This window comes from Cryobacterium sp. N19, assembly GCF_002929595.1.
GTDB classification, from domain to species: Bacteria; Actinomycetota; Actinomycetes; order Actinomycetales; family Microbacteriaceae; genus Cryobacterium; species Cryobacterium flavum.
This window is the reverse complement of record NZ_PJJR01000040.1, coordinates 1-17,358: the sequence shown is the minus strand read 5'-3', so window position 1 is coordinate 17,358 and position 17,358 is coordinate 1. Positions and strand designations below refer to the sequence as shown.

Sequence of the window (17,358 nt, the reverse complement as noted above, 5' to 3'; positions counted from 1 at the left end):
GTGTACGGATGGAGAACGGTGTTCGTGAAGGATTCGGATCGGCGCAGTGCTGAAATTGGGGGAAGTCATGAATAGCGGGTATCCAAATACCGCGATCCGGGTGGTGATTTCGGTCCTCACCTACTGCCGCCCCCAAGACCTTGAGGAGCTGTTGCCTGAACTTCTCGAACAAGCCGGTACCGTTCCTGGGCCGGTCGAAATTCTGGTCGTCGACAACGATCCTCAGGGGGGAGCCCGCGACCAGGTGGCTGCGGCCAACACCTCGGACAGTCCGGTGCCGGTACGCTACGTGCACGAACCAAATCCCGGTATCGCGTCGGCTCGCAACCGGGCATTGACGGAGGCGGCAAAGGCCCAACTGCTGGTCTTCATTGACGACGATGAGCGCCCCACCGCGAAATGGCTCACCCAGCTTCTCGACACCTACTCGACGTTTCGCCCGGCCGCCGTGGTCGGTCCGGTGCTCTCTCGGTACGATACCGAGCCTGACCCGTGGATTCGCGGCGGCGGCTTCTTCGAACGTCGGCGATTCGCCACTGGCACTTCGGTTTCGCTCGCCGCCACCAACAACCTGCTGCTCGACCTCGTGGAGGTGCGCCGTCTGGGTCTGCGTTTCGACGAACGGTTCGGACTTTCCGGCGGCTCCGATTCGCTGTTCACCCGGCAGCTGCACCGACGGGGAGGGCAGATGATCTGGTGCGACGAGGCCGTTGTCATCGACGTGGTTCCGGCCGACCGGCTCACCCACGAATGGGTGCTGCAACGCGCTTTCCGCATGGGCAACACCTGGAGTCGAATCAACCTGGACGACACCGAGAATGGCGAGCGGATGCTGGTTCGGTTCACCCTGCTCGTTCGTGGAACGGTACGGGTGTTGGGCGGGCTTGCCCGCTACCTGGCCGGTTTGATCGTCGGGCAGCTGCCGCAGCGCGCCAGAGGATTACGAACCGCCGCCCGCGGAGCCGGCATGCTGAGCGGTTCGGTCGGATCGGTCTATCACGAGTACAAGCGCAGCTGAGCGCGACGGCTCGCCCCGTAAGGGGGGCAGTTATAAATGACAAAGATTCAATATACTGCGAATTAGTGCGGTAGCTACTCGAAGGCTGCGGTCCAAACCCTAAGTGAGGCCTCCTGGTGGCTACTCCCGTGTTCGTTCTTCCGCGCCGTTCTGTTGCGGACAATCCCAGCCCGCGCCTGGCCCGTTTGGCACGGGCGGGCTGGGTCGGGCTCGCCACGGTCGTGGCCGTGGTCGCCGCGGTTCTCAGCGCCCCCTCGGTTGCGCTGGCCGATTCTGCCCCGGCCGATGCCGCCACTCCGGTGACGGTTTCTGCCGATTCGCTGCCGACCACGCAGATCAACGGCGTGGTCTGGGCGCAGCTGATTGTGGGGGACACCGTCTACGTCGGCGGGGAATTCACCCGGTCCCGGCCGGCTGGTTCTGCCCGCGGCGTCAATGAAGTCGTGCGCAACAACCTGCTCGCCTACAACCTCACCACCGGAAAACTGATCACCTCGTTCAATCCCAACGTCAACGGGGCTGTTCGTGCCCTGGTCGCCTCCGCCGACGGCACTCGAGTGTACGCCGGAGGAGGCTTCACCAAGGTCGGTTCAGAAACTCGTTTCCGACTGGCGGCCTTCGACACCGGTACGGGCGCCCTGGTCTCGTCCTGGAAGCCGGTAGTAAATGCCCAGGTCAAGGCGTTGGGAATCTTCGGGAACACGGTTTACGCGGGGGGAACGTTCACCGTCGCCAGCGGTCAATCCCGCACCATGACGGCCTCGTTCGCGACGTCCAACGGCGCCCTCGGCACCTGGACCGGTCAGCCAGACGGGGGCGCGGTCAACGCACAGTATGCCTGGGCCTGGGGCGATGGAACGACCGAAAGGGCGGCGACTGCAACGGCAACGCACACCTACCCCGGTGCGGGAATGTACGAGGTCGTGCTCACGGTCACCGACACCGCCGGCGCGACCGCCAGCGACACGCAGACCATTGTGGCCACCGACCCACCGGCGCCGCCGATCACGGCGTTCGCCGGGGATGCCTTCGGCCGCACGATCACGAGGGGCCTGGGCTCGGCCGATATCGCTGGGCCGTGGACCACGACGGGGTCAACGGCGAACTATTCGGTCGGTGACGGTGTGGGTAAGCTTCAGGCAGCAGCCGGTCAGACGGTCAACGCCTACCTCCCTGGTGCGACATCCGTTGATACCGACCTGACCGTGAGCATGGGGACGCAACAGGCCGTGACCGGCGGTGGTACCTACCTGTCGGCCATCGGGCATCGGGTGGAGGGCAATGACTACCGGGCCCGCGCGAAACTGCTCGCGTCGGGGGCGGTGCAGGTGCAGCTGATGCGTGGGGCGACGAGTCTGAAGTACTTGACGGTCCCTGGGCTCAGCTATGCGGCGGGCGACCAGCTGAAACTCCGACTGCAGGTGACCGGCACTTCGCCGACAACCCTCAAGGCCATGGTGTGGAAGCTGGGGGATGCTGTTCCCGAGGCGTGGCAGGTGAGCGCGACGGATTCTACCGCTGCGCTCCAGCAGGCCGGCTCAATCGGACTCGCCTTCTACGTCAGCGCGTCGGCAACCTTGAGCCCGATGACCGCGACCTTCGACGATCTGATTGCTGAACCATCGCACTAATGGCGACCAGAGGACTGACTTGATGCACATCGTGACCTCGCGGGCGAGGCTGTATCGAACGTTGCGCAGCGCCTATCTCGAACGCGCGCATCTGCTGCCGGAGGCCACCATTCTCTTTCGGGTCAAAAGGTATGACTTTCAGGAATCCCTCGTCGATGGACTCACGGTTATTCAAGCCGCGCCAGTGCGGGCTGCCTGGCTGCTGGCCCGGTCGGAGGTGACGACGCTGGAGATCAATGAACCGCTGATGCTCTCGAGCGTGTGGGGCAGCTCGCTGGCCATCATTGGGTTGCGGGCGAGGTCGCTGCTCGGTGGCCCCGGCGCGACAATTGTCAGCTACGCCATGGAGAATTCGAATCCGCTTCGGCGCCCGGTCGGAGGAGAGGGACAACTGCGACGCTTCGCCACCAGCCGTCTGTCGCGGTTCGTCTGGCGACACACCGATCGAATCGCCTTTGGAACGGATGCAGCGAGGGTCACCTACGGGAGCGCCATGCGCCACCGGCCCGGGGGACTCACGACCACCGTGATTCCGGCGTTGCCAGCGCCCTGTACCTGCCCCGCCGGTGACGGTCCAAACGAGCCGCGCGTGGTCTTTCTCGGAGCACTCGTGGCCCGCAAGGGTTTTCTCGACCTGCTCGAGGCCTGGCCAAGCGTCACCGCTCGGGTCCCGACCGCCCGCCTGACCATCATCGGGAAAGGGGCACTCGAGGACCGGGCGCGCCAGGCGGCGGAGCAGGACCCCACGATCGCGCTGGTTATCGACCCACCGCGGAGTGAGATACACCGGCACCTGCGCGGCGCCAGTGTTCTCGCCCTTCTTTCGCAGCCGACCGCCACCTGGCGGGAGCAAATTGGCCTGCCCATTGTGGAGGGCCTCGCGCACGGGTGCAACATCGTGACCACCTCGGAAACCGGCCTGGCCGGGTGGCTCAGCGAGCACGGGCATGACGTGGTCGCGCCAGGGGCTCCCTCGTCTGCGTTGGCGGATTCCGTGGTGCACGCCCTGCAGAAGCGCGGGGGCGCAACTGCTGCCAGCCTGGCGGCCGATCTTCCGGCCGTTGACGGGCGGCTGGCCGCCGACGCCTGGTTGTTCGCCGGGGCGAGCTAGCCCCCGTCGAATCGGTCTGCGCGATCGGTCAGTGCGATCGGTTAGCGCGATCGAGCGGCGCGCACTGCGCACTCATAGGCTTCCAGGTGCGCGGCCAGACCGGCCGGCCAGGCTCGGGCCGAGAGGTCTGGACGCTCGGTGTCGTGTCGGCGCCGTGCGGCAGCGACCGCGTTTTTGAGGTTCTGAGCGGAGAGCGCGCCGGGGTAGGTCGATACCCAGTCACCGCCCGCTTCGCTCGCCAGGGCATCGGTCACGCTGTTCTGTGGCACCAGGACCGGGCGGCACAGCGACAGGGCCAGAATAGCGGCCCCCGAATTGTGCATCTCTTGATAAGGGAGCACGACCAATTCGGCCTCTCCGATCTCGCGCGACAGGGCCGCATCGCTCGCGTACCCGAAGCTGAACGTGATGCGTGAGTCGGCGGCAGCTAGAGACTCGAGATTGTGGGCAAGTTGGGGGGTCTGGGGTGCACCGACGATTCGCAGGGTCGCGGCTGAGGCGGCGGCATCCGTTTCGGTGCTGAACGCGCTGATCAACGTGTCGATTCCTTTATAGGGGCGGATCAGTCCGAAATACAAAACGCGGCCGGGAACGGTCGGCGGGCTCGGGTATTGGGCGAACCAGTCGCGATAGTCGCCGTGCGATATGGTGCGTTCGAGGGCGCCAGCCGGCACCGGCGTGAAGGAATTGAGCCGAATCCACACGGTCGTGCGGCGGTCGAAGAGCTCCATCAGTCGCCGGTCACGCGGGGATTGCATTTCGTGACTGCGCAGGTTGTGCAGGGTGCGCACCACCGCGGTGCTCCGCAACCGCAGCCGCGTCAGCAGGAGCGAAAACAGCACTCGCCGCGCGAGCGCACGCGCGGGAGTGCGCCCCTGCAGCAGAATCTCCGGCCAATGCACATGGAACACGTCGTACGGTGCCGTCAGGGCGCGCCACCAGGAGAAACCGTCGACCTGAACGTGCTCGCGCAGTCCCCGGTCGAGTTGCACAAGGTAAGGATTGGTGGTGGATCGACCCTCCGGAAACGACTGGAGGACCCGCACTACGACGACCGCGTCGATTCCGACGACCGCGAGTTGCGGCGGCCAGCTTCGTCGAAGGATGTGCGCGGTGCCCGCGTGGCCGTGACCCGGTTGGCTGGCACCGATGGTGGCACGCTCGGGCCGGTTACCGCGGCGAGCGGGCCGTAGTAGACCTCGGCCCGGCGCTCGCGCACCTGGTTGAGGACGATGCCCAGAATGCGCGCATTGACCGCTTCGAGGGACTCGAGAGTGGTGGCGAGCTGCTGGCGGGTGGTCGACTTGTACCGGGCAACGACGATGGCGCCATCGGTGAGGTGAGACAGGCCGAGGGCATCCGTTGCTGGAAGCAGGGGCGGGGAATCAATGACGATGAAGTCGTAGTCCTGCAGCAGGGTCTTCATCAGGGTCTTCATCGCGTCCGAACCGAGTACCTGCCCGGGGTTGGGCGGTACGGCGCCGGATGGCAGCACGTCGAGGCCGTCCGACCAGCGCACGATGGCGTCCTCGGGCCCGACATCGCCGAGCAGGATGGTGGTGAGGCCCACGTCGCCTTCGAGGTCGCAGAGCTCGGCAATCGACGGACGTCGAAGGTCGGCATCGATCAGGAGTACGCGCGACGACCGTTCAGCCATGGCGAGGGCCAGGTTGATCGCTGTGGTGGATTTTCCATCCCTGGAGACCGCCGACGTGACGACAGCGCTGCGCGGCGGGCGGTCCACGTCGATGAATTCCAGGTTGGCCCGCACCCGGCGGTACGACTCAGCGAGTGCGCTGTGCGGCATGACCCGCATCACCAGACCGGCCGGGTCGCTTCTGCGTTTGTAGCCGACCATACCCAGCAGCGGATCGGAGGAGACCCGGTCGAGGTCCTTTTCCGTACTCACCCGGGTGTCGAACACCTCACGGGCCAGGGCATACAGCACGCCCAGGCCGAACCCGAGCAGGAGGCCGGTCAGAACTATGAGCTGCGTATTCGGTGCGAACGGACCGCCGGGGAGCTGCGCGGGCGAGACGGTCTTGACCGTGATCGACGGCAGGTTATCGGGGCCCTTCGGGGCCAGGCTCTCGACCGTGTTGGCGAGCGACTGGGAAACTGCGTCGGCCAGGTCGACGGACTGCTGGGCCGACCGACTGGTGACGGTGATATTGATGAATACCGTGTTCAGGGGAGTGACGGCGCTCACGCGCGCGGCGAGGGCCTGGCTGGAGACGTTCAACCCGAGCCGGCTGATGACCGGGTCGAGCACTGTCGGCGTCGTCGCCAACTGTGCGTAGGACTGCACGAGGTTCTGCGTGAACGTCGACGTTTGCAGAAGTTCGCTCGTGGTCTCACCTCGATCGCTCGTGACGAACACGCTGTTCGTGGCCTGATACTGGGCTGGCAGGGTGGCCGCGTAGCCCCACCCGGCTGCCCCACCGAGGATGCCCACGATGACAATGAGCAGCCACCGTCTCGTGATGGTCCTCAGATAGTCGATTGGTTCCACAGCATTCTCCGTCCGGTTGCGCCCACACTACAATCAAGCTGACCAAAACTCACCTCTGAATGCGGGAGGGAGCATCCCCAGAAGGGGGCACACGGCAGAGCTGGCGCCTGAGGGCAGCGGATGCCTGACTACGGTCGCGCGACGTCCACTCGACCCAGCGCTGTCATGTCGCGAAACCATTTACCCAGCGCCAGTGCGAGATACAGCGCGTTGGCGACAAAGAGAAGGGTATACAAGCCGAAAAAGGCCAACGGAGCGCCCAGCAGCACGAAGGAGAGGCAAAGCACACCGTAGTCGGTGGGAAGACCAAGAAGCGACCGCACCACGGTGCGGGGGGCAGTGGAGAGGGCGGCCGTTGGCGCGTGCTTGGCTTTGAGCAGATCGTTCAGGATCATGGCGAAGAACGACACGGCGGCCACGGCCGCAAACCCGATCGGCACGAGCAGCGAGATCGAGCTCGACAGAGGAAAGTGCGTGAACATCGTGATGAGCACCGCGAGGTGCAGCGTTGAGATCTTGATGGAGTCAACGACGTGGTCGAGCCATTCGCCCGAGGGGGAGCCTCCACCACGCAGACGCGCGACTTGGCCGTCGGCCGAGTCGAAGGCGTACCCGATGGCCAGCAACAGCCACACGACGAGTCCAAGCCACCAACTGGGCTCACCGATCGCGAGCAGCCCGATCGCGCAGAACGTGAAGCCGGCACTGATCGCCGTGACGTTGTTCGGAGTCAGGCCTAAGCGAAACGCGCCCGCCGCGAGGTAGCGACCAACCCGGCGGTTGACATAGACGGAGTAGGGCGGGGCACCGCGGGCCGCCGTCTTCTGGGCGGACGACAAACGACGCACGGTGTCAAAGTACGTTTCCGTCGAGGCAGTGGCGTGGGCCGGGGTACTGGTCATGAGGTGATCCCCCTGGACGGTGCGGTTGACGGTTGGCGTTTCATGCCGTCGGGAAGGCTCCACGTTGAGACTCCAGCCCGGCCGCTGCTCTGGTGATGGGTGCTGTAGCCTACGGCCACCCGCCGAGCGAGTCTTTCGTAGCTGGCCGCGACGCTGTCCCAGTTGTACAACTGCTCGGCCCGCTGTTGCAGCGCCGCCGCGACCGCGGCGACCTGCTCGGGGTTCAGCTCGGAATCTTCGATCAGGCCACTGAGAGAATCGGCCCGCGAGAAGTAGGCGCCATCGCTGCCGAGGACCTCACGATTGAACACGACGTCCCACGCGATGACCTTGGTTCCGGCACCCATCGCCCGCAGCAGCGACGGATTCGTACCGCCCACCGAGTGGCCGTGCACGTAGGTGGCGGCGTGCGTATAGAGCTGGTCCAGCTGATTCTGGTCCCACACACTGCCCAGCATGCGAATGCGGGAATCGGATGTGGCCAAGTCACTGATGCGGTTGGTGTGGACGGCCGCGTAGGGCGCTGAGCCAACGACAACCAGCGGGAGGCGCGCGTCGCTCGCGCGATATCCCTCGACAATGATGTCGACGTGGTTTTCCGGTTCAAACCGGGCGACGACGAGGTGGTAGCCGCCGGGGCGGAGTCCGAGTTCGGCGAGCCGATCAGTCGGGGTGTCGTGCAGAATTCGGGTGCCGTAGGAGATCAGTTCGGTCGGGATGGAAAACTCGTCCCAGTAGTAGTCGACGATTCCCTGCGCGTCGGCGATGAGGGCATCCGCTTCGCGCACCGAGACTTCCTCGGCCCAGCGGTAGTAGCGGCGACCGGCGCCGCCCCATTTGTCGCGCTTCCATTCGAGTCCGTCGACGTGCACGACGCTCGGGATGCCGCGCAGGCGCAGCAGCGGAACGAACGGAGCGTTGGCGGCATTGAACACGAACGCGACATCGGCCGGACGGTGCAGGGTCGCGTGCAGAACCGACAACCCGGTGTGGCTCAGGGTCTCGAGAATCTTGTGGCGCAGCGCCGGCAGCTCGACCAGTTTCATGCCGAGGTACTCTTTCGGCACCGGCTGGGTCGTGCGGCGACAATAGACGGTCACGTCGTGGCCGCGGTCAACGAGTCGCCGACCAATCTCCTCGACGGCGGTTTCAAAACCGCCGTAGGCTGCGGGAACGCCTCGGGTACCGATCATTGCGATGCTCAGACGCCGGTGGCTGGTGGGCGCAGTGTGTTCGATGCCCGCGGTCATGTCAATATGCCCCTACTGGTTGAATGACGGTCTTAAAGGTGCGCCAAATGATCATCAGGTCGCCGGTCAGGGACCAGTTCTCGACGTAGTACAGGTCGAGCCGGACGCTGTCTTCCCAGCTGAGATTGGATCGCCCGTTGACCTGCCACATGCCGGTCAGGCCGGGCTTGATGTACAGGCGGCGGTGCACGTGGGTTTCGTAGACCTGAACTTCTTCGGGCAGCGGCGGGCGTGGCCCGACCAAGCTCATCTCGCCAACGAAGATATTCCACAGCTGAGGCAGCTCATCGAGCGAGTACTTGCGCAGCACGCGGCCGATCTTGGTGATCCGAGGGTCATTGCGAATCTTGAACAGCACCCCGGATGCCTCGTTCTGGTCGAGCAGGCCAGCCAGGTCGTCCTCAGCGGTCTGCACCATCGAGCGGAATTTGATCATGCGGAAGGTCTGTCCGTTGCGGCCGCACCGTTCCTGCCGAAAGAGGACCGGGCCCGGGCTGTCGAGTTTGATGAGTACGGCGATCACGGCGAGCACGGGCAGCAAGAACACGATCGCGGCAGCCGTCGTTACGATGTCCAGAGTGCGCTTGAGGGCGTGGCGGCCCCCCTCGAACCGGGGGATTTCGACATGGATCAGCGGGAGGCCGTCGACCGGACGAAAGTGGATGCGGGGACCAGCGACATCCGTTAGCCGGCTCGACAGAACAAGCTCCGCGGAGGTGCCCTCGAGGTCCCAACCCAGGTTGCGAATGTAGGAACTGCCGCCGCTGGGCTGCCCAGCAACGATGACCGTGTCGACGCCCATGGCAGCGGCCGCCGCGGCGACATGCTCGAAATCGGACACGATCGGCACTATGCGTTCGCCGGCCGAGATCTCGTCACCAATGCCGTCTTCCAGAGCTGCGCCGACGATGTAGTACGCGGCTCCGGACTTGGTGTCGATCTGGCTGACCACGTATTCCACGTCGTCGCGATTGCCGACGACGATCACGCGGGAGAGGTAGTGGCCGAACCTGCGCTGGTGCAGCAGCCACTTGCGCCACAGCCACCGTTCGAGAACGAGCGCAACAATTCCGATAGGAAGCGCCAGCACGAAATAGAGCCGGGCGATATCGATGTGAACGATCAGAAAAACGATGGCCAGCATGCCGAAGGTCACGGCGCTGGCGTTGATGACCTGTTTGTACTCGCTCGCTCCAACACCCACGACGCGGGAGTCCCTGGTATGGAAGAGCTCGAGGGTTGTGAGCCAGGTCGCCACGATGAGCAGCGACACGAGCCAGTAGTTGGCGCTGAACGATCCAGGAACGGCCGGAATGCCGTCCACGCCGAACCGAAAGACCAGTGCGCTACCGACCGCGAGAATAATGACTACGACATCGGTCAGTCGCAGCTTGGTGCGGTACCGCCGAGCCCAAATCAGCCCTGACGAGGGGGTGTCCACCGCGATGTCGGCCGGCGCGGACGCTGTCTGGTCAACGAGTCGGAGTTTGGCGGTACGCCGAAGGGGCAGGGATTGCGGGAAAGAGGCGGGCGAATCTGATTCACTCATGCGTCATTCCCCCTGCGATCGAACTGGAAGTGGTGCCGGGTGTCGTCGTGGTTGTGGTGCGAGGGCGCGTGTCGCGGGTTCTGGGGGTGGTTCGGCGGGGTGGAATAAATGTCACGTTTTCATTCCCTGCAGTCGGGTTTACAGGAACAGGTGGTCATAGTGACAAGGCGGCGATGCTGGCACTTGTCGTTCGATGGGGCGCGGCGGATGAAGATGATTCTTTCTCAGCAACTTACTGGCAGAGACTACCCCGTTTCAAGTCGGCGGCGCTGTAACCTCAATGGGGGTCAAAATGCCCTGTATGGGGGGACCTATTTGGGCGTGTTCACCCTGAGAGCGGCCGACGTCCCTGTCAGGCCCGGAATTGCGGGTAGAAATCAGGCAGGCACTGCCAGGGGGCAAACCGGCTCGAGCGCATTAAATGCCCGATGGTGAGGGTCCTAGGCTGGTATTTCGCACCGATTGCCGGGAAGAGTTCACATGACCGTAAGAAAACCGAAATTTGACGTTATTGACGGGCATAACGACCTCGCCTGGGCATGCCGCGAGCATAGAGACTATTCCGTTGCCGGGCTGGACTCCGAGCAGGATTCTGCCCGCAATCATTTGCAAACGGATGTCCCCAAATTACGGCGCGGAGGTGTGCAGGGGCAGTTCTGGTCGGTGTGGGTGCACACCGACCTTGAGGGCACCGATTCGGTGCAGGCGACGCTGGAGCAGATCGACTTTATTCACCGCCTGATTGCCGCCTACCCCGACGATTTCGAGCGGGCCGTCACCGCCGACGACGTTGAGCGTGCACGGCACGGCGGAAAAATTGCATCGCTCCTCGGGGTTGAGGGCGGCAACCAGATGAACAACTCTCTCGCGGTACTGCGCGAGTACGCCCGGTTGGGCGTGCGTTATATGACGCTCACCTGGAACTCGTCAACCGAGTGGGCCGACGCGGCTGCCGGCGAGGTGACCCACGACGGCATCAACGAGCGTGGCCGGGTCGTCATCGCCGAGATGAACCGCATCGGAATGATGGTCGACCTGTCCCATGTTTCGGCTGCCACCATGCAGGACGCCCTCGATGCCTCAACGCTCCCCGTTCTCTTCAGCCACTCTTCGTGCTATGCCCTGAACCCGCACCCTCGCAACGTGCCCGATGCGATTCTCAGTCAGCTCGCCGCCAACGGCGGCGTTCAGATGATCACCTTCGTGCCGGCCTTCATCTCGGCCGACTATCGACGCTGGGAAGACAACGGTTCGGTGGCGGAGAAGCCGCAGATCACCGTGGCGCACGTTGCTGACCATGTGGAGCACGCCCGAAGCGTGGCCGGAGTCGATCACATCGGTCTCGGTGGCGACTTCGACGGCTGCCCGGACATGCCAGTCGGGCTCGCCACCGTGGCGGACTACCCCAACCTGTTCACCGAGCTCGAGCGGCGCGGCTGGACCGACGCCGAACTCGCCAAGCTCGGCTCCGAGAACGTGCTGCGCGTACTGCGCGCAAACGATGCGGCCTACCGGGCGTTCGTGGCCTAGCCGCCGTAGCCGCGGCTGCGCGGTGCAATGATGCAACAGCTGTCGCTGATTGCTTGCGCTGCTGGCCGGCCACTCGCGCGAGCAGAAAACGACAGCCTGCGCAGCAGACGGGCGCGCGAAACGGATGCCGCGGCATCCGTTTCGAGGCGGGACGCGGTTCTGCACATCGTTTGCACAGTGGTTGTGCCTAAGGTCGAAGCAGGTCGCGATGCGCGGCCCCGGACGACGGATCAGTACCCGGCACAAGACAAGACTGGCCGAGGAGTATTAGTCATGTCGTGGATTCTGCTTATTGTGTCCGGAGTTCTGGAAGCGGTCTGGGCGACGGCGCTTGGTAAATCCGAGGGGTTCACCAAGTTGTGGCCGACCGTCATCTTCGGCGGGGCACTCGCGCTCAGCATGACCGGCCTGGCCTGGGCGATGCGGGAGATTCCGATCGGCACGGCTTATGCCGTCTGGGTCGGCATCGGAGCGGCACTCACGGTCACCTGGGCGATGGTCACGGGGGATGCGAGCGTGTCCTGGCTGAAGATCGCCCTGCTGCTCGGCCTGATCGGCTGCATCGTCGGGCTCAAGCTCGTCGACGGCGCGCACTGAACACTCAGGACGAAGCGAGGCCCTCGATGAAGTGCCGCACATCGTCGACGTGCGCGGCCGTGAGCCCGATGTCCATCTCGGGCTGCACCAGGAGTGTGGGCCGCGCCTGCGCGTCGGCCCAGCCGACGGCATCGTGGCGCAGGATATCGTCGATCCAGATCACCGCGTCGGGCTGCGGATCCTGCCTGGCCAGCCAGCGGGCGACCCAGTGCAGCTTCGCGGTGGGTGCGGGCGCTGACGGGTCGAAGTTCAGATTGCGCGGAAAAGCGATGCCCTCGGTGTCCGACGATAAGCCAAGATCCCGGGTCAGGTGAAACGTGTGTGTCGGCGACCAGGTGGTAGCCCACACGATGGATCCGAGTTTGGCCAGCCGCCGCACCAGTTCTGCGCGGGGTGGATCGAGCACAAGCCTCTGGTTGACGACCCGCGGGTTGAGCACGTCGTCGACGTCGAGCAGGATCAGAACGGTGCGCGTGGTCATCATTCGAGCCTAGCTGGCCGCTCACTGGACAACTTTGAGCGGTTGCGACCCCGCCACACCCCCCAAAGTTGTCGAGTGAGAGTGGCGAGCATAAAAAAAGGCCACTCCCCGAGTTACTCACAAGTGAGTTTCCTAGGGAGTGGCGGTGGTGGCCCCGACCGGCGTCGATCCGGTGACCTTTCGATTTTCAGTCAAAACAGATCGCTACAGTCTGCTGCCCAACTCGTAGAATTCCCTATAATTTCGGGCTTTTTGAATGACTCAGACGCCCGTGGAACGACGTCACTTTCATACAAATGTGTTCAAAATGTGTTCACGGTGAAGACCAGCTTTGGTCGAGCCGCGGTGCTATTCCGAAATTGAAATTACTCACTGTTTGCTAGAACGTTTCTGGTTCCGCGAGGTCCCAGCCTGCGGAGACGAGATAAGAACGTAACTGAGCGATGCGCTGCTCCACCTCGCTGATATTGTCCTCAGTCGTTCGGGACGCGTCGGAAGCACTAGCTGATGCATCGGTCGTGTGTTCGATTTCGCGCCTGGTGGCTAATCGCCTGCGTTCGCGCAGCTGCGCGTGGAGCTCCCGCATCGCTTGCAGCTCTATACGTTCGTGACGTTCATCGGCGGTTGCCCACCGATATGCGCCTTCGGGTTCGCCCGAAATCCAAGCGTCGAACTCGACTACGGTCATGCCATCAAAGCTAGGGCTGAGGTTGGCGACATCCAAGGCAGCCAGGGGTCGGGCGATTGGCGCGAGTAAGAAAATCGGCGGAACTCGAAGTGCTTTGGCGATGTTGAGGAGTTGACTCACTGGGAGGTCGTGCTTCCGACCGGCCTCGATGTTTTGCACGACAGCTTCGGTGACGTTGTCGCCGGGGATGAGGTCGGCCAAGGCTCGTGCCGAATGGATGCCATGCTGTTTGCGGATCGCCTGGAGGCGGTTGCCGATCCCAACTTGCGCCAGAAAGTTCGTCACGCGCACAGAGTACAACTCGCGGGCCAGTTCTCTGCGGCTCCCACGCGGCAATGCTTTGGCCTAGCCTCAGTGGTTACTGGGCCCAGCCTTCGAGGTCCCACCCCGTATCGGCAAGGTAGGTGCTGAGCTGTTCAATTCGCCGGTTTGCCTCGGTAAGTTGTTCCTTGGTGGTATCCCAGATCGGGGGTTCGACGGTGGCTTCGCCCGCGGGGGTGAGCTCTGCCTCGATGGACGCGTTGATGGTGAGGCGTCTGCGTTCCCGCAGGCTGGCGATGAGTTCTCGCATGGCCTCGAGCTGGGAGCGTTCCGTGCGCTCGGTCAGGTCTCGCCACCGGTAGGCGCCGTCGGTTTCACCGGAGATCCAGGCGTCGAACTCTGCGACGGTCATGCCCTCGAACGTGTCGCTGAGGTTGACCAGGTCCAGTTGGTCATGGGGACGACCAATTGGTGCCAGCAGAAAGACAGGCGGGACTCGTAGGGCGTGGGAGATGTTCAGGAGTTGGCTGACCGAGAGGTCTTGCTTGCGGCCGGCTTCGAGGTTTTGCAGGATCGCTTCGGTGACGTTGCCGCCTGGCATCAGCTCGGCGAGGTCCTTGGCGGAGCGAATACCGTGCCGTTTGCGGATGGCTTGGATCCGCTCGCCGATTCCGGACTGCCGNGGACTGCCGCACAAAACCTGTCATGCCGACACCGTACAGCTATTGGTCCTTGTCAAACAGCGAAAAGCGTTTTATTGTGATCGCAACACGAAGCAATGAGTGTCTCGTGTCACCGAAGGGACGTAATCATGACTGAAGAATTCATCCTCCCCGTCGTCGTCGCCGAACTCACCGGACTGACCGTCGGCGGGCTGGCCCACCTGCGCTACCTGGGTCGGGGACCACGGTTCTACAAGCCGACGCCGAAGAAGGTCTTGTACAAGCGATCCGAAGTGGTCGCCTGGGTCGAGGCGAGCGCGCAGACACAGACGGGCGAACGCGCTCTCGTGGCGCGGTGAGGCCGCAAATCCTGCTGCGAGCGACGAGAACGACCGCCGGCGGCAGATCAAAGAAAAAGCCCCGGGTTGCACCCCGGGGCAAGGATCGAACACCCGAAAAGGATCTGATCTGTGACCAGAGTACTGAAATTCTGCCATCTCGCAACGCTTCGCACCCGACCTGGTGGGTGAGAGCACTGTGGGCCTCTATGCGGCGAAGGGCGCGGTTCTTGCAGCTGCACGTTTGGGTCTGGGGCACGCGGCGACCCGGTTGCTGCTGCACATGGCTCTGGAAAGCTGGGACGACACCGACAACCCCGGCAATCAACCGCCGCGCCGGTACTTCGCATCCCGCGAATCATCGGCGATCGCCTTGGGCTATCTGGCCCCCGACAACGGATCAGAGTCTGCGCATCATTCGGTCAAACGGGCGATTGCCGAACTCGTCGCCAGCGGCGCTATCGAGCGAGTCAGCTCCGGCTATCGCGGCCACAACGCCGAGTTCAATCTGCTCGTCGACAGCAGAAAACCGGGCGGTCACCGACGGTACGAGACCAACGTCATTCCGATGCTTCGGCGCGGAGGTTTGGGGGCCGGTGAGCGGCCCCCGTAGGGGGCCGTTTAGCGTACCGATAGGGGGCCAGATCTGGCCCTATAGGGGGCCGCTGACCGGCCCCCCTAACAGTACTAACAGGACAAACAAAATATTAACAGTACGCGCGCGCGAGAAGCGCCTGTGGATAACTTGCCTCAAACGCCCGCCGACTGCCCCTCGATCGCAGCCATAAATGGCTCGATGCGACACCGCGTAAAACACAATTTGTGACCTGTCCGGCCGATCACTGTAGCTGGCTACGCGCCACCGTTCCCAGATTCTCAGACACGGTCGCAGGCTCCCTTATTTCGTCAGAGATTCAGTGCACTCAGGGCGCTCTCGCTCCCTCTCGATTTCTCTCGCCGGACGGCACAAAAAACAGTTGGTCGAAGAATCAAAGCCACCGACATCCCACCGCAAGTCAACGCACCACACCCATCGAAGGAGAAGCACTCATGACCACACGCACCATCATCGGCAACCTGGCTCTGGACCCCGAGGTCGTCACAGCAGGCAGCATCCAGATCACCAAGCTGCGCGTCATCGAAAACACCGGTGAATACCGCGGCGGCAAATGGCTCGCCCACGACGCCGCAACCACTCACTTCGTGGAAGCCCAGTTCGAGCTCGGCCAGAACGTCGCCGCAACCCTGCACAAAGGTGACCCCGTGATCGTTGTTGGCCGTGAACACACCGACAGCTGGGGCGACGACCAGTCACGCCAATACGGACGCGTCATCGACGCCGCCAACGTCGGACCCGACCTCAACTGGGCCGTCGCCACCGTGCGCCGCAACTCCAAGCCCGACACCGAATAACCGTCTGTGGGTAGACCGCACGCGCGGCCCACCCACAACATCTCGTGAAGGAGCACCACCATGAACGACCATGACAGCGAACTGATCAGCTGGGCGAACGAGCTGGCCGACGTCGCACGCAGCCTGGCTCACGCGACTCGAGCGATCGACCGGCCCTCCGACTCCTATCTGCTGCTGGGATGCTTGACCGTGACCCAGCGCTCGCTGGGCCAGGTTTACGACCAGCTCGCCAACTGGCACAGCACCGTCATCGACGGCCTCGAGTACAACGGTGAAGACGGTTGCGGCGCCGGCTGCGCACCTGGAGTCGCCCGTGCCGAACTCGGCCTCCGCGATGCCGCCCAATTCGCCGGCATCGTCGAAGATGCCCTCATGCAAGCCCACAACGCCAACAGCGTCGTCCGCTGGTTCGACAGCATCAAGAAGTTCCCGCAGCTGTAAATGCAGGGAGACTCTGATCTCCCGAGAAGGGCTAACAGATCGATGCGTGAGTGGTTCTAGCGCTAACGCGGCATCGAATAGTCGCAGCTCGCTATTCCGTACGCACCACTCGACGTGTTTTCGGAGACGGTAACTCCATCAACGGTAATCTTGCACGTCACAGTCCCGCGGTCGCCTCGATTCTGGACCGAGATATATAGGAAAGCGCCCGGGGCAGTGGTGTGACTCACGCCGATTTCGCCATCTGTGTTCGTCATCGGCAGCTTGACGTCGTGTTGCTCTGTCCCCGTCCCTAGCGACGCTGTGATGCTCGCCGAGGAGGCTGTTCCTTCCACAAAGTAGGTAGCGCGTAACGCCGGCGCTGGGGCCGGGGGCTCTGCGGGAATTGCCCGTGTATCTGAAGAGCGGGACGACGTCGAGTCTGGAGAGCTGAGCGCGGTAGCGAATGCAATAACGATGGCAATGACCGCTGCCCCCACGATGATCCAAACGGTTAGCGCCAGGCACCCGGGCCCGGTCCTTACACTGGGCAGAGTTACCGCAGGCAGAACAGGAGACTGCGCCAGACCTACAGGCGCGGCAGAACTTCCAGCCGGCCGCGCATAGGCGGTCCAGTTTGCACCGTCCCAGTAACGCTCAGCCTCGTCGCCTCTTGGGTCGGGATACCAGCCCGCTGATGGGTTATTTGGCGAGGCGGTCACCCATCCAGCATGGGCCACCCGACGCATGCTGGCGATCTGGTGACTGCCCCAGTTAGTGGGGTTCCCACTGGCTTCAATGGTGCTCTGCGTGAGCCCCACGGTTGCGGATGTGGCGGTCGATGCGGAGCCGCTCAAGATGAATTTTGTGGCTTCGCCGAGAGACGAGCAACGGCGCGGGTATTCGTTTACCTATTCACCGGCAGCGAATAGGTAAACGAATAGGTAAGGGGTCTCTTTCCCTGTCCCACCGCCGCCCCCTCGCTGCGCTCGCTT

At 63.5% G+C, this 17,358-nt stretch carries 18 protein-coding genes and 1 riboswitch; of the genes, 9 read left to right on the top strand and 9 right to left on the bottom strand.

Annotated elements, in window-relative coordinates:
• Positions 1-67 precede the first annotated feature (67 nt).
• From CXY78_RS01865 to CXY78_RS01855, 3 genes are all read left to right on the top strand, one after another.
• Complete coding sequence (locus tag CXY78_RS01865) at positions 68-1,018, top strand: glycosyltransferase family 2 protein (protein WP_092341954.1); 951 nt, start codon at positions 68-70, stop codon at positions 1,016-1,018.
• A 116-nt stretch (positions 1,019-1,134) separates the two neighbouring features.
• On the top strand, positions 1,135-2,649 hold the full coding sequence (locus CXY78_RS01860; RefSeq protein WP_233206052.1) for a PKD domain-containing protein: 1,515 nt from the start codon (positions 1,135-1,137) through the stop codon (positions 2,647-2,649).
• 22 nt (positions 2,650-2,671) lie between these two features.
• Positions 2,672-3,760 (top strand): glycosyltransferase, encoded by a 1,089-nt coding sequence (locus CXY78_RS01855; protein WP_104087782.1) that lies wholly within the window; start codon positions 2,672-2,674, stop codon positions 3,758-3,760.
• 41 nt (positions 3,761-3,801) lie between these two features.
• Here CXY78_RS01855 and CXY78_RS01850 read toward each other — a convergent pair whose 3' ends face one another.
• The 5 genes from CXY78_RS01850 to CXY78_RS01830 all read right to left on the bottom strand — a co-directional run bounded on the left by CXY78_RS01850 (position 3,802) and on the right by CXY78_RS01830 (position 9,973).
• Complete coding sequence (locus CXY78_RS01850) at positions 3,802-4,752, bottom strand: hypothetical protein (protein ID WP_140425627.1); 951 nt, start codon at positions 4,750-4,752, stop codon at positions 3,802-3,804.
• Between the two features lie 53 nt (positions 4,753-4,805).
• Positions 4,806-6,272, bottom strand: a complete 1,467-nt coding sequence (locus CXY78_RS01845; protein ID WP_092341951.1) for a polysaccharide biosynthesis tyrosine autokinase — start codon at positions 6,270-6,272, stop codon at positions 4,806-4,808.
• Positions 6,273-6,400: 128 nt separating this feature from the next.
• Complete coding sequence (locus tag CXY78_RS01840; RefSeq protein ID WP_104087779.1) at positions 6,401-7,174, bottom strand: CDP-alcohol phosphatidyltransferase family protein; 774 nt, start codon at positions 7,172-7,174, stop codon at positions 6,401-6,403.
• Positions 7,171-8,424, bottom strand: coding sequence for a DUF1972 domain-containing protein (locus CXY78_RS01835; RefSeq protein ID WP_199181862.1), 1,254 nt, complete (start codon positions 8,422-8,424; stop codon positions 7,171-7,173). Before CXY78_RS01835 ends, CXY78_RS01840 begins: the two co-directional genes overlap by 4 nt.
• Position 8,425: 1 nt before the next feature.
• Positions 8,426-9,973 carry a sugar transferase gene (locus tag CXY78_RS01830; RefSeq protein ID WP_104087778.1) on the bottom strand — a complete coding sequence of 516 codons (1,548 nt, stop codon included), beginning with the start codon at positions 9,971-9,973 and terminating at the stop codon, positions 8,426-8,428.
• A 480-nt stretch (positions 9,974-10,453) separates the two neighbouring features.
• Between CXY78_RS01830 and CXY78_RS01825 the strand changes: the two genes are divergently transcribed.
• The gene (locus CXY78_RS01825; RefSeq protein ID WP_092341948.1) at positions 10,454-11,503 is read left to right on the top strand and encodes a dipeptidase; all 1,050 of its coding nucleotides are present in this window, start codon (positions 10,454-10,456) and stop codon (positions 11,501-11,503) included.
• On the opposite strand, the gene CXY78_RS20920 is transcribed toward CXY78_RS01825, so the two are convergent.
• On the bottom strand, positions 11,500-11,670 hold the full coding sequence (locus CXY78_RS20920; protein ID WP_158252760.1) for a hypothetical protein: 171 nt from the start codon (positions 11,668-11,670) through the stop codon (positions 11,500-11,502). The genes CXY78_RS01825 and CXY78_RS20920 overlap by 4 nt on opposite strands.
• Positions 11,671-11,701: 31 nt before the next feature.
• Positions 11,702-11,765, top strand: a riboswitch (guanidine-III (ykkC-III) riboswitch).
• Between the two features lie 11 nt (positions 11,766-11,776).
• Between CXY78_RS20920 and CXY78_RS01820 the strand changes: the two genes are divergently transcribed.
• Positions 11,777-12,100, top strand: coding sequence for a multidrug efflux SMR transporter (locus CXY78_RS01820; protein WP_092341947.1), 324 nt, complete (start codon positions 11,777-11,779; stop codon positions 12,098-12,100).
• 4 nt (positions 12,101-12,104) lie between these two features.
• On the opposite strand, the gene CXY78_RS01815 is transcribed toward CXY78_RS01820, so the two are convergent.
• Together CXY78_RS01815 and CXY78_RS01810 are read right to left on the bottom strand one after the other, a co-directional pair.
• Complete coding sequence (locus CXY78_RS01815) at positions 12,105-12,581, bottom strand: HAD domain-containing protein (RefSeq protein WP_104087776.1); 477 nt, start codon at positions 12,579-12,581, stop codon at positions 12,105-12,107.
• A 379-nt stretch (positions 12,582-12,960) separates the two neighbouring features.
• The gene (locus tag CXY78_RS01810; protein ID WP_104087775.1) at positions 12,961-13,554 is read right to left on the bottom strand and encodes a helix-turn-helix domain-containing protein; all 594 of its coding nucleotides are present in this window, start codon (positions 13,552-13,554) and stop codon (positions 12,961-12,963) included.
• A gap of 787 nt (positions 13,555-14,341) precedes the next feature.
• Here CXY78_RS01810 and CXY78_RS01800 point away from each other — a divergent pair.
• The 4 genes from CXY78_RS01800 to CXY78_RS01785 all read left to right on the top strand — a co-directional run bounded on the left by CXY78_RS01800 (position 14,342) and on the right by CXY78_RS01785 (position 16,384).
• Positions 14,342-14,551 (top strand): AlpA family transcriptional regulator, encoded by a 210-nt coding sequence (locus CXY78_RS01800; protein WP_104087772.1) that lies wholly within the window; start codon positions 14,342-14,344, stop codon positions 14,549-14,551.
• Positions 14,552-14,714: 163 nt separating this feature from the next.
• Positions 14,715-15,143 carry a hypothetical protein gene (locus CXY78_RS01795; RefSeq protein WP_104087770.1) on the top strand — a complete coding sequence of 143 codons (429 nt, stop codon included), beginning with the start codon at positions 14,715-14,717 and terminating at the stop codon, positions 15,141-15,143.
• 437 nt (positions 15,144-15,580) lie between these two features.
• Positions 15,581-15,943 (top strand): single-stranded DNA-binding protein, encoded by a 363-nt coding sequence (locus CXY78_RS01790; protein ID WP_104087769.1) that lies wholly within the window; start codon positions 15,581-15,583, stop codon positions 15,941-15,943.
• Positions 15,944-16,003: 60 nt separating this feature from the next.
• Positions 16,004-16,384, top strand: a complete 381-nt coding sequence (locus tag CXY78_RS01785) for a hypothetical protein (protein WP_104087767.1) — start codon at positions 16,004-16,006, stop codon at positions 16,382-16,384.
• A gap of 62 nt (positions 16,385-16,446) precedes the next feature.
• On the opposite strand, the gene CXY78_RS22020 is transcribed toward CXY78_RS01785, so the two are convergent.
• Positions 16,447-17,112: a DUF2510 domain-containing protein gene (locus CXY78_RS22020; protein WP_369827223.1), complete on the bottom strand. Its 666-nt coding sequence runs from the start codon at positions 17,110-17,112 to the stop codon at positions 16,447-16,449.
• Between the last annotated feature and the right edge of the window lie 246 nt (positions 17,113-17,358).

What these genes read in the sequence shown, in the direction of transcription:
- CXY78_RS01865 (WP_092341954.1), top strand. Translation starts at nt 68, where the DNA reads ATGAATAGCGGGTATCCAAATACCGCGATCCGGGTGGTGATTTCGGTC.
- CXY78_RS01855 (WP_104087782.1), top strand. Translation starts at nt 2,672, where the DNA reads ATGCACATCGTGACCTCGCGGGCGAGGCTGTATCGAACGTTGCGCAGC.
- CXY78_RS01840 (WP_104087779.1), bottom strand. Translation starts at nt 7,174, where the DNA reads ATGACCAGTACCCCGGCCCACGCCACTGCCTCGACGGAAACGTACTTT.
- CXY78_RS01835 (WP_199181862.1), bottom strand. Translation starts at nt 8,424, where the DNA reads ATGACCGCGGGCATCGAACACACTGCGCCCACCAGCCACCGGCGTCTG.
- CXY78_RS01830 (WP_104087778.1), bottom strand. Translation starts at nt 9,973, where the DNA reads ATGAGTGAATCAGATTCGCCCGCCTCTTTCCCGCAATCCCTGCCCCTT.
- CXY78_RS01825 (WP_092341948.1), top strand. Translation starts at nt 10,454, where the DNA reads ATGACCGTAAGAAAACCGAAATTTGACGTTATTGACGGGCATAACGAC.
- CXY78_RS20920 (WP_158252760.1), bottom strand. Translation starts at nt 11,670, where the DNA reads ATGTGCAGAACCGCGTCCCGCCTCGAAACGGATGCCGCGGCATCCGTT.
- CXY78_RS01820 (WP_092341947.1), top strand. Translation starts at nt 11,777, where the DNA reads ATGTCGTGGATTCTGCTTATTGTGTCCGGAGTTCTGGAAGCGGTCTGG.
- CXY78_RS01815 (WP_104087776.1), bottom strand. Translation starts at nt 12,581, where the DNA reads ATGACCACGCGCACCGTTCTGATCCTGCTCGACGTCGACGACGTGCTC.
- CXY78_RS01800 (WP_104087772.1), top strand. Translation starts at nt 14,342, where the DNA reads ATGACTGAAGAATTCATCCTCCCCGTCGTCGTCGCCGAACTCACCGGA.
- CXY78_RS01790 (WP_104087769.1), top strand. Translation starts at nt 15,581, where the DNA reads ATGACCACACGCACCATCATCGGCAACCTGGCTCTGGACCCCGAGGTC.
- CXY78_RS01785 (WP_104087767.1), top strand. Translation starts at nt 16,004, where the DNA reads ATGAACGACCATGACAGCGAACTGATCAGCTGGGCGAACGAGCTGGCC.
- CXY78_RS22020 (WP_369827223.1), bottom strand. Translation starts at nt 17,112, where the DNA reads ATGCGTCGGGTGGCCCATGCTGGATGGGTGACCGCCTCGCCAAATAAC.